Raw genomic sequence first — 11,985 nt, 5'->3', positions numbered from 1 at the left:
CAGATCACGACAACCTATTTTCGATCACCGAATACTAATTCTTCTATTTCAATTTCTGTATCATTGTTTTTTTCAATTAATTCATTTGCTTCAATAGTTGGCTTGTCCTTATAAAGCTCTTCGTATAATTCTAATTCTTCATTGTCAATCCTAGTCTCCTGATGAGTTTCCTTTACCTCTTGAAATTGTGTTAGCTCAGGTAGCTCATCTTCATCACTTGAGTTAAATAGGGTTACTTCATCTTTCTCCACCGTTGCTGCTACCTCGGCACGGGCACTTAAAAACTCTTCTTCTATGTCTTCTACTAGTTTCTCTTCTTTTAATGGTTCACTTTCAAAAACCTTATTTATTTCCTGGGGAACATTCGTTTCCTTTAATTCAATCTTTTCTTCCATTGCTGGCAGTGTTTTAATGACTTCCTCTTCTAGATAAACTTGTTCAGGCTTAATTAATGGTTTTGCTTGTTTGCTCAACTGTTTACCTATCTTCTTTTGTAATAGATACGCTACCAAAAAAGAAAGGAGGATGATGACTAACACCACTTGCCATAGGGTGACAACATTTTTAGCCATTAGAGCGAATCCTGCTAGTAAAAACGAGGACAAAAGTATGGTAGTTTTGCCCATTTTACTAAACTGGTTTGGTATAAAGAAAAGAAATAACCCTACTATGACAATGCCAAAGAGAAAAAATAAAGATTCTATCATTAAAAGCACCTCAATTGTCTTTAAAAACTAGTAATTGATCTCATACTATTTTACTATTTTCTATTAATCTTATTGTATAATAAACGTAAGGAATTTGAAAGAAGGTGTCACATTATGCATGATTTTGTCAAAAACAATTCCAAAGGGTTCACATTACTAGAGGTACTAGTTTCGATTACGATTTTAAGTGTTGTACTCATAACTTTACTCGCCTTCTTTACACAATCCTACACTTATACTAATTTAAATAAAGATAAGACAGTTGCACTTAATATTGGTAGAAGTGTCGTGACTTATATAGAAAAACAAGATTTTCAATATATGAAAACCTACTTAGAAGAACAAACAACTAACGGTAATTCTGCAATTGATGAAACAGGAGAGTATATATTAATTAATGGTAGTTCATGTGATGAAACCATAACTATTACAAAAAATGAGAAATCCTACAACTTATCATTATTCCAGGAGCAATCCAGCTGTGAGCTAGTATTAACACCTCAAATTAATGGACAGGTCTATAATACAGATGACCATTTTGTCATCGTAAAGCTGCGCCCCACTCCAGCGCATCTTACAGGTGGAACAGATCCTTTATCGCAGTATATCGTTCATTTTGATGTCGAGGTACACTGGGGTAGTACAACACCTATTATGATGGAAGGGGTGATCTCAAATGATACGAATTAAGCACCTAAAAAATACCCTTAAAAATCAACAGGGCTTTACTTTAATAGAGTTACTTGCTGGACTTGCTATTTCTTCGATCATTATCACCTCTATATATGGTGTTTTCCTAACAGGGGTAAAAGCCTATAAAGTCATTGGAGTTGAAGGACAAATTCGAGATGAAGCTGATTATGTAGTTGCTAGAATTATGAATTCCATTTATGAATTATCACCAGATACAATCAAACCTTGCAAAGATGAAATTTCAGGGACAGACATAGAAAATTGTTATCAGTTTGTAAACGACAATAAACTAACTGTTTCTTCGGCGGATAATAATTTAGTGGAAGAAACCCAGAAGAGCGCTGGTGAAGTCATTATTAATGAACTAAAGTTAGAAAATAACCAAGTGTTTTTAAACGATGAACCACTTAATGTGACGAATATATCCATAACTGACGGTGAAGACATAATTAGTTCTGATAATTCTTTTATCGATTTTTTGTGCACGAATTATGAGACTGTTCTTTCTTCAAATGAACAACGGTGTATAAACGGGATATTCAATATTCAATTAACACTAGAAAATACAAATTACGGACCATCTAATGAATTACACGTGAAGCCCCTTACTTTAACAAGTAAATTCGGCTATTAAGGAGGCATCAGACAAAAATGAGAAATGAAAAAGGTTCAAGTTTATTACTTGTCTTACTAGTCAGCCTCGTGTTCATGGTGCTCGGTCTTTCTATCATTTCAGCAAGTATAGGTGGATCGAAACGTACTGAATTTCGGAATGCTGAGATTATTTCAACGCAGGATGCTATTAATACCATTGAACAAGTAACAGCCGAATTTAGAGTAGAAATGCAAAACCGTTCAAAGTATCCTTTAGATGAATCCGACATGATGGACTTTAACGAGAAGCTTCAGATTTTCACACAATCTATAGTGGACAAGTATTCGACTCCTCAAATACAAATTACCGATTTAACTCTAGCAGGTAATAGTTATGATTATATCGATACAGACCATTATTTTACTAGAGTACTAGAGTTGTCAGTAGACCTTGATGGAAAACGCGTGCATCAAAATATTATCCTTTCTCCGACGCCAAGCTTTTTAGAATATGCGGTGGGAAGTATAGGAATGGAAGAGAATCAGGGGTTATATTTAAACGGATCACCATTTATTTACGGAAATGTGTTTGCTAATGATATTTATCTCCAAGACCAAGCAAACTATATAGATAGTATTTCAGCCAAAACAGCTAACACGAAGTTCCCTGCTATTGAAGGGAATCTATATGTTCAAAACCGATGGAACGCATTAAATTATGAAGACTATTCGGATGAGGAATTAAGAAAGCTATTTTATCTAGAAACAATACCTACCATAAAAACAGATAAAAAAGATTTTATTGATATTAACTTTCGAAAATCATTTGCAGAAAAAATTAATGATTTGATTAGTGATCCAACCAGACCTGTAACGGAGGAGTCAATTCCTGCAATCAATGAACCTAATCGTGACCAACAAATCGAGACAATAATTGCAAACTATGTGGAAGATTCGAATTTTCTTGCTACTACACAAGATGAACTCAGGCTAAAATTTTTACCGGAACCTGAATATGTATTGTACTCTAAGTCGAATGGTCAAAAGACCACACTAACACTGACAACTGATTTACTTATACCTAAGCATACATGGCTTATTGTTCATGGTGATTTAACAATATTTCCTTTTGATACTGCAGGTAACCCTTTGGAAGTTAACGGAAATATACTTGTCACTGGAGATGTCATCATCGCAGGAAATGAAGAGCCAGTAAATGAAGGTGAAAACGATGTTGTATCTTTTGACTCAACTATTTATTCACTAGGCGAGGCAACAATTCTAAATACAAATATTGAAGGAATTAATGATAAGCAACTAGTATTAATGTCACTCGGAAAGTTAACCATTACGAGAATAAATGAATTTACCGACTATGAAGGGCATGTTCAAAACCTTAATGATGTAACAAATATTTCACCACTGAAAGCTTTCTTTTACACAGATGATGAAGCTGAGCTTTATGGAGTAGGGTCATTATTCTATATTCATGGTGGAATTTTTGCTAAAGATCAACTAGTAATTAATGCTACACGAGGGAATACCATCCAAAATGCAGATAAGACCATAACTGTGACTGAACTTGAACAACTTGATAAACCATCTCGTTTTAATGTTATTTACGATAAAGATGTAATATTAGATCAATTAGACGCTTTACCAAGAGTGGAAAGACTTCAAGTGGTTCCTGATAATTTGTATATTGATTAATGTAAAAAGACAAGTGAAAAGCTCACTTGTCTTTAGTTTTGTAGCATATTAATGATCGTATGATCTTCAAAATATTTTGCAATATCAAGAGGAGACTCACCTTCATGAGACAGGATTGATGAATCTGCTCCTGCGTCTAACAAAACTTCTACATTAGCCGCATAGCCAAATTCAACTGCCCACATTAGAGCGGTTTTTCCGTTTACATCTTGTTGATTAACATTTACACCAAGTGAAATTAATTGTCTAAGCACTTCACCATTATTCGGAACCATTGCAGCAATCATGAGAGGAGTCTGGTTGTTTTCCTCCATAGCATCAACGTTTGCCCCTTGTTCAATTAAGTAAGTTACAATCTCAGGATGGTTTTGATAAATGGCTTCCATCAAGGGGGTCCAGCCCTTTTCGTTTTTTACATTTACGTCTGCTCCAGCATCAACCAACTTAGAAACGACAGAGATTGAACCAGAAGACATAGAAGCATGGAGAGCTGTCCAACCTGTTTCGTTGGGTTCTTGAATATCTAACCCTTTCTCAATCAATGTTGAAACAAGCACTTCATCACCAACATAAGCCGCTTCCATTAATAATGTATTTCCATCGAAGACTATTTCATCAAGCTCTGCACCTTTTACAATTAATAAGGAAGCTAGCTCAGTGTAGCTACTCTTTATACTGTACGTGAGGATTGAGAATCCCTCATCCATTTGGACATTTGGACTTGCCCCTCCATCTAATAAACGTCTTGCCTCTTCTATATTATTATGACGAATTGCATCAGTTAATAATTGATTCAATTGAGCTTGTTCTTCAAGATTACTTTTAACCGTTACCGAGTTTCCAGTCACTAAATACCAAGTTAATATAATCGCAGCAACTATAAAAACAACAACTAATCCTATACTAAGTTTTGACTTACTCATATCATCATCACCTTTATCGGCTCAAAGTCGAAGCCATAACATCAATTGTTATGGCTTCTTTCTTTCATTTACCAACGAACATCATCTTGATCAATTGGTGGATCTTCTTCAGTAAACTCTTTAACGACCGTTACTTGTGTTGTGGCAGTTATCCCGGTCAATACTTCTGTAACCGTTATATAGGTTACTCCTATTGATTTCCCCGTTATTACTCCATTATTTGAAACTGTTGCATAGTCTGGTTTGGATGTAGTCCAAGAAAATATATAATCACTTGGTTCTCCAGGAAATACACTAGGTCTTAACTGTTTGGATTGTCCAATAAGCAGTATTTCATTCTGAGGTAACCCAATATTTATAAGGTTTGATTTTACAATTAGTTTGGCTTCTGCATAAATGGATGAATCTCCTTTATACGTTGCCCTCACCTTAGTTTCACCAACCGCATTTCCTGTTACCTTACCTGTGACTTGATCAATAGTGGCTATGGATGGATCATCAATAGACCAGTTGACAAGCGATTCTTCATAGCGTTCATCAATATTAAAGTTACCTTCACCACTTATTTGTATAGTCATCTCAGAAGGTGTAATAGATAGATCAGGAACAACCGTAACTGGTATAACTGCTTCTTTTCCGCCATCTTCAGAAACGACTCTTATTGTGGTTTGTCCGAGATTGTCTCCAGTAACCTTCGCATTCTTACCTGATGGTTCAAGTGTTACTATATTGCTATCTCCCTCAATCCATGTAACATTCAGATTGGTTGCATTCTCAGGATTAATAATAGCTTCTATAGGTTGAGTTTCACCGTGCTTTAAAATTAGCTCAGCTGGCTTTATTTGAATACTATCAACAGGGACTCTTACTGTTACTTCAATAGAGTCTGTTAGCTTCGCTTTTTTAACAGGATCTTGCTCATCATCATACTCAACAGATTTCACCGAAATCGTTGCTGTTCCAGGTTTTAAAGCTGTGATATTACCATTTTGATCGATAGCTACAATGCTAGGATCACTAGATGACCAAATAACGGCCTGATCAGCATTGCTTGGTTTAACTACTGCATGAAGTAGCTTTGATGAATTTTTATTCAGAACTAGGTTATCTTCTACTATTTCAACTGATTCAACAGCAGTATACGACTCAAGTCTAAGTTGATCAAAACTAGTTGTGCTTCTTATACCATTTGGATTCGTATATGTTACAACTGAATTATTTAATGTGAATAAATCATCTATTGTTGGCTTAATTGAAATCGAAAATGATTGTTCAGATTCTCCTGTTGGCTTACCTTCTGCATCATAAGTAAATAGATTAACCGCACCTGTCACAACCGTTTTTCCATTTTGTTTAGTAATGGTGAACCCGGAAGGAACATCCTCAACTTCAATTCCTTCAGGGAATACCTCTCTCACTGTTATATCTTTTACGATCGGAGAAGAGTAGTAAGCATTTTGATAGCCAATTACTTGTACTTTCGCTTTAGTATTGACTCCACTATTATCGTTATTGCCGTTGCCGTTGCCATTGCCATTGCCGTTGCCGTTACCATTGCCGTTGCCGTTACTTTCAACAAAAACTTCTTTAACTTTAACCTTAGCAAATTTTTTAATTTTATCATTACCATCTATAACTGGAATAATTATTTCTTTACCTATTAAGCTTTCAATCGCTTCTTTATGCCACTGCCCTGTCCGGTTCCCATTTTCATGAGTAACTTGATCATTAATTTTGTATTCTGGTCCTCGATAACCATATCGTACTTCATTCTCTAAGGTGTTATTTTGAAGATCAAGATCGAGTAGAATAAGATCTTTACCAGGGTCAGAACTTTCATCTGGAAGGTTAATAAATGAACCTGTATTTGGTTCAGAATCAATCGCAAACGGATAAAGTGCATCTCCAGCAAAGTTGTCTTTATTAAATCCTTGCGTATGGATTGTATAATTTATTTTGGCTATTGAGAAGGTTTCCGCCTTCAGGTAGGTACTATTATTATCAAATGAACGATCTGCAGAAACTAATGGTACACTTCGGTCTATGTTAATCTCCACTTCTTTAATAGCAATGGCTCCTGATTTATCTTTTGCCTCAATTACAAGTGTAATAGAATTACCGGTTAAGACAGACTTATCCAATGACTTATTAATAACTGCACCAGTATAAGCTTTTTCAAACTGGATATTTCTTGGGTCCTGTTGACCTTTCACATAGACTCTCGTTTGTAGTTCAAAATCATTTAAATCAAGGTCTTCAAGCTTGTAAACAACATCTAAGTTCTTAGTAGGCTTCACTGCAGTTTCAACTTCAGGTGTGTACAATGTTATCATAGGTGCATGGTTGGAACCTAGGAATGATTGATACATTAAGTTTACGAAGAGTTTCTGCTCACCCTCACTAAAACTATTATTTGTATGCCCTGCACCTGAATAAGTCAATGAACCAATGGAATATGCGTAATAATGATTCCAGCTATCTTTATTATCCAATCCCGAATTGTCGAGATTATACCAAGTCATTACATCTTCATTATTTAAATCTAGTGCAAAATATTGGGCATGAGTGGAAGATATATCAATATCCCCAATGTCATAAGGAAACTGAGTCCTTAGTCCATCATTTACCTGGTTAGCTTTTCCTACATTAACTACTCCTGTTCCATTTCTCCCTAGATTCGTTTCTAGATAAAAATCACCTGGGTTCTCACTTGAGTTACTCTTGTTCGGATTATAAACCGGAACCGTTTGACCAGAAATATCCATAAATACTCTAAACCAATTGTTTGTCTCGTCTAAAGTATCTCCATTTTCACGATCTCGACGTAAAGTATCGTGAGTAAAGAATACACTTTGGTTCGTATCAATAAATTGCTTTACCTTCCGAGCTGCTGCTTCACTAATTTCTTTTGCTCCATATTCATCCTGGAATCCAAAAATCAACATATTGTATCTACCGTTGATCTGGTCATAACCGCCTGTATTAAATGAGTGTAAATCTGTAACATCAATCGTAATTTTCATAAACTCAGTTTCAATGGTATTCCCATCTTTACCTTTAATCACATCTTTATTTAGAACATCTTCTAAACTACCGGAATAGTTGCTATCTTTAGTAATTTGAAGAACCCTAACCTCAACTTTTTCCCCTTCAAACCGGAATACACCTGTTTCATAATCCTTTAAATTTTGCCCGGCAGTATCGGTAATCTCTAGTTTCCAAATCCTAATTCCCGAAAATCCTCTTGGCACTTTATACGTTAACGTATATTCATTATTTTCACTCGGGAGACTGCTAACATTCTTCTCAACAATTAAATCATGACTATCGAATCTACTATTATAATCAGTATCAATATATAGTTTAGCTAGTAAACGATCAGTATTATTACTTTCTACACTAAAAGTATATTCGATTTCATCACCGGCTATATATTTCATGGATTGTTCATCTACGTATTCTTCAGGTGAGTCTATTAGATCTATTTTTGGTCTTGATGTTGTAAGTTCTGGAAAGCTATCATTAATAATTATCACATTAGAGTAATCATCTTTATATGGTAGAAAGGATGTCTTCAAAACACATCTTCTATCTTCAGCTAATACATCAGAACAAGTCTGATTAAAAATATCTTCGTGTAATACTACTGGCTGACCTTTTTTTATAAAATCTTCTATTATTTCATTCGCTTTTAAACTAGTAATATCATTCATCTGATTAGCAGTCTTATACTCTTCTCGTCGCTCATCTCTGTCAAACTGCAATGTATCTTCACCCAAAGGCGGGTCAATTGTTGGAGGATTACCTGAATAATCACCATCATGAATATATATCCCATCATACTTCCCATCCAGCTGCTCTCGTTGAGCGACGAATGTTTTCATTCTAACAACGGTAGTTTCTATGTATCTAGGGAAACTAGGTAAATCATTTTTATCATCCTCTTGGTCAATAATAACTAAGAGATGAAACTCATTTTCGTCTTCCGCATTTACACTTGACTGATACGGTGAAATTAAGGAAAGCAATAATAAAATTACAGAAACTATTGAAACAAAAGACTTACGGTTCAAAATGAGCACCTCCAGTTATATGCCAATCAGAAAAAATAGGTATTTTTACTTATACTTATTCTTCATTATATCAACTCTTCGACAAAATAACACAAACAAATTATTTAAAAACAAAAAAACTCATAATCTATTAAGATATGAGTTTTTTGCTATTTCACATACTGCGCAACCTTATTTCGACCCTTTTGCTTCGCTCCTGTATACATGGCCCGGTCTGCGTGACGGATTAAGGTCATTGGGTCATCTGCGTCCTCAGGGGCGGTTGCAACGCCGATACTTGCGGTGATGGTAATTTCTACAATTTTGCTTGTTTCAGTTAGGTGATGGTTAATCGTAAATGGTTCACTTGAAATAGCTTGTCTGATTGATTCTGCTAGACGATAGCTAGTGAAACGGTCGAAACCGGGCAGAAGGATTGCAAATTCTTCTCCGCCGTATCGGGCCACAATTCCTTTTGTACTAATGCTCGCTTCTAGTCGTCTTGCTAATTCGAATAGCACTTCATTTCCAGCTTGATGTCCATATGTGTCATTGACTGATTTAAAGTGATCGATGTCTAACAAGATTAACGATAGCTCCAACCTAGTTCTGGAGGATAGTAGCTTGTTAAACTCTTCTTCTAGTTTATTTTCAAAGAATCGATAGTTGTAAAGCTTTGTTAATGCACAATGTTCACTAGTCTTTTTGGCCTCTTCATAGTGTCTAGCATTTTCAATCGCTACGGCTAAATAATTGGCTAAAATATCGACAATCATTAGGTGGAAGCTTTCATACGCCCTCTTTTTCTTAGAAAGTAGGAGGATGATTCCGACAATTTTTTGGTTCCTCTTAACCGGTACACCAATCAAGCTTTCCGCCTCAATTGGGACATCTGGCAACGCCATGTGAATCCAATCTTTACTACTCTTGAACAGAACTGGCCTACTTGTCTGATATATATAGCCACTAATCCCTTTTTCCTGTTCAAAAGTATGTCCGTCTCCAGCCTTTTCTTCTCCTAGCTCAAAATATCGGAGTATTTCAAAATTATAATCACGCTTAATATTAACAATATACGCATAATCTACTTGTAATGTCTTAGTAAGCTTATCCACAAATAGTGATAATACTTGCTCAACCTCTAACCGTTCCGTTAACTGATGGCCAATCTCACTAACCTTTTGTAGATAGGAGTTTACTTGTTGACTAGAATGATAGAGCTGCAGAATGATCGCAATACTTATAAATGGAATCCCTAAGTAGAAAGTACTAATTAACCCGATTTCAATATAAAGTAAGTACAAAACGACTCCAACTGGGTATACGAGTAAGCTTGTCATCGCTTCCCATAATAAATCCTTGCTGAAGAAATTTTCTTTACTTTTATGGAGGGATCTTCTAATCAAATAGATAATGACGTTGTTTGAAAGAAATGTTGATATGATATAACCCAAAATAGGGATAAAGTCTTCAACTGTATTTAATGTTAAAGGGTCGTTCGTTCCGCCAAGTAAATAATAAACGAATGCACCAATAATTGATACGACCAGAAACATCAAAGAGTTCATCGGTAATCTATAAATAGTGTTTCTAGTAACATGCACTTTTAATAGAAGAACTAGAATGGCAATTTGCATTAAAATCATCTCAACAAATAGACCAAACACAAGAAACACTGCTAATGATACACCATGGGTAAAGAAAATCGGTGTGTCATTTACAATGACTGGCAAAGTAGCCACGATACACATTAAAATCAAGAATACAAAAATATTTATTTCAAATCCAGAAATAGTCGGGGGAAATTGTTGAAAGATATACCAGCTAGTTGCTGGGAACACTAGTAACCATGTCATCCATATGCCTATTCGAACAGGCTTTTTTACTCCCATAATCCCCCTTCTTTCTACATAGAATGTAAAACTATACTTCATTTTATCAAATATTCAGATAGCTGTCATAAAAACTTTACAATAATTTTACTTTTTATGATTGCCCTTCAAGTATTGTCGAACCTGGGATATAAAGTATAGAGATCCGGTAATTAAAATGGCATGTCCATTATTTTCTAGTGCTTGATCGATTGCATCCTTAAAATCTTCAACCGCGCTAGCTTTTTCCAAAGGTTGACGACTATATTGCATTTCTGCAGAGGCTGCTCTTGGAAAAACAAAGGATGTATAGATAATCCTGGTTGCGATTTCGTCTAATTGCTCCACCATATCATCAAGCTTTTTATCCTCTAATGCGCTAAAAATTACCGTGATTGGCTGGTTCTTCAGATGATTTTTAACCGTTTTCACTAGCTCGCCCATGCCCTCCGGATTATGAGCTCCATCAATAATAATCGTTGGATCATCCTGCAGCTTCTCGAATCTGCCCATCCAATACATTTTCTCAAGTCCTGCTCGGATATGAATTTCATCGATTTGTATGGATAAGTAGGTTTGTAAATACTCTACCGCTTTCACCGCAAGTGATGCGTTCACCACCTGGTGTCCACCCTTCATTGTTAAAAATAAATCCCGGAAGTGGTTGCGATCTGATTGGTAGGTAAAAAATTCCCCTTGTGGTGTTGAAAGCTGGTTAGTGACCATAAATTGTTGATCTTTTAGATATAATTTTGCCTTTTTGTCCTTTGATTTTTCCTCAATTACTTTGATTGCTTCTGGCTGATGAACACCTGAAATAACCGGCACTCCTGATTTTATAATTCCCGCTTTTTCAAAGGTAATTTGCTCAATCGTATCACCTAATATCGCCATATGATCGAAGCCTATCGTTGTAATCACTGAAAGTAAGGGATGAATAATGTTTGTCGAGTCAAAGCGCCCACCAAGTCCTACTTCATAAATGACAAAGTCTACTGGATGTACCTGTCCAAAATAATAAAAAGACATGGCCGTAATGACTTCGAATTCTGTTGGTGAGCCTAATTCTGTTTGTTCTAATTCGTCTACTAATGGCTTAATCTTGTTCGCTAGCGTAATCATCTCTTCATTTGAAATCGGAAGTCCGTTCACACTGATTCGTTCATTGAATTGTTCGATGTAGGGAGAAGTAAACGTACCAACCAAATAGCCCGCCTCTTGTAAAATACAACGAATATAGCTAACAGTAGATCCTTTTCCATTTGTGCCTGCAACATGAATGCTTCTAATTCTTCGCTCAGGGTGACCCAGACGATTCATCATCCATTCCATTCTTTTCAACCCTGGCTTAATTCCTAACTTTAAACGTGAATGTATCCACTCTAATGTATCCTCATAAGAAGTAAACATCGCCTTGCCTCCATCTCCTTCAACT

General features: G+C 35.8%; 8 protein-coding genes. 3 read left to right on the top strand and 5 right to left on the bottom strand.

Annotation, left to right across the window (positions count from 1 at the left end; all coding sequences use genetic code 11):
* Positions 1–14: 14 nt before the first annotated feature.
* On the bottom strand, positions 15–707 hold the full coding sequence (locus M1D60_RS05110; RefSeq protein WP_456278104.1) for a hypothetical protein: 693 nt from the start codon (positions 705–707) through the stop codon (positions 15–17).
* Between the two features lie 114 nt (positions 708–821).
* Between M1D60_RS05110 and M1D60_RS05105 the strand changes: the two genes are divergently transcribed.
* Genes M1D60_RS05105 through M1D60_RS05095 form a run of 3 tightly spaced genes read left to right on the top strand, consistent with a single transcriptional unit; the run spans position 822 to position 3,704 of the window.
* On the top strand, positions 822–1,397 hold the full coding sequence (locus M1D60_RS05105; protein ID WP_456278103.1) for a type IV pilus modification PilV family protein: 576 nt from the start codon (positions 822–824) through the stop codon (positions 1,395–1,397).
* Positions 1,384–2,034, top strand: coding sequence for a prepilin-type N-terminal cleavage/methylation domain-containing protein (locus tag M1D60_RS05100; protein WP_456278102.1), 651 nt, complete (start codon positions 1,384–1,386; stop codon positions 2,032–2,034). Before M1D60_RS05105 ends, M1D60_RS05100 begins: the two co-directional genes overlap by 14 nt.
* Before the next feature lie 17 nt (positions 2,035–2,051).
* Complete coding sequence (locus tag M1D60_RS05095) at positions 2,052–3,704, top strand: hypothetical protein (protein WP_456278101.1); 1,653 nt, start codon at positions 2,052–2,054, stop codon at positions 3,702–3,704.
* Between the two features lie 32 nt (positions 3,705–3,736).
* Here the strand turns inward: M1D60_RS05095 and M1D60_RS05090 are convergent, their stop codons facing one another.
* From M1D60_RS05090 to M1D60_RS05075, 4 genes are all read right to left on the bottom strand, one after another.
* A complete protein-coding gene (locus tag M1D60_RS05090) occupies positions 3,737–4,627 on the bottom strand; it encodes an ankyrin repeat domain-containing protein (protein ID WP_456278100.1) in 891 nt (296 codons plus the stop codon).
* 68 nt (positions 4,628–4,695) lie between these two features.
* Complete coding sequence (locus M1D60_RS05085) at positions 4,696–8,700, bottom strand: DUF5057 domain-containing protein (RefSeq protein ID WP_456278099.1); 4,005 nt, start codon at positions 8,698–8,700, stop codon at positions 4,696–4,698.
* A gap of 149 nt (positions 8,701–8,849) precedes the next feature.
* Complete coding sequence (locus M1D60_RS05080) at positions 8,850–10,571, bottom strand: sensor domain-containing diguanylate cyclase (protein WP_456278098.1); 1,722 nt, start codon at positions 10,569–10,571, stop codon at positions 8,850–8,852.
* Positions 10,572–10,658: 87 nt separating this feature from the next.
* Entirely contained in the window at positions 10,659–11,960 is a 1,302-nt protein-coding gene (locus tag M1D60_RS05075; RefSeq protein WP_456278097.1) for a bifunctional folylpolyglutamate synthase/dihydrofolate synthase, read from the bottom strand.
* Between the last annotated feature and the right edge of the window lie 25 nt (positions 11,961–11,985).

This window comes from Bacillus sp. AK128 (assembly GCF_053903075.1).
The sequence above is the reverse complement of the archived record's forward strand: the minus strand, read 5'-3'. Positions and strand labels throughout refer to the sequence as shown.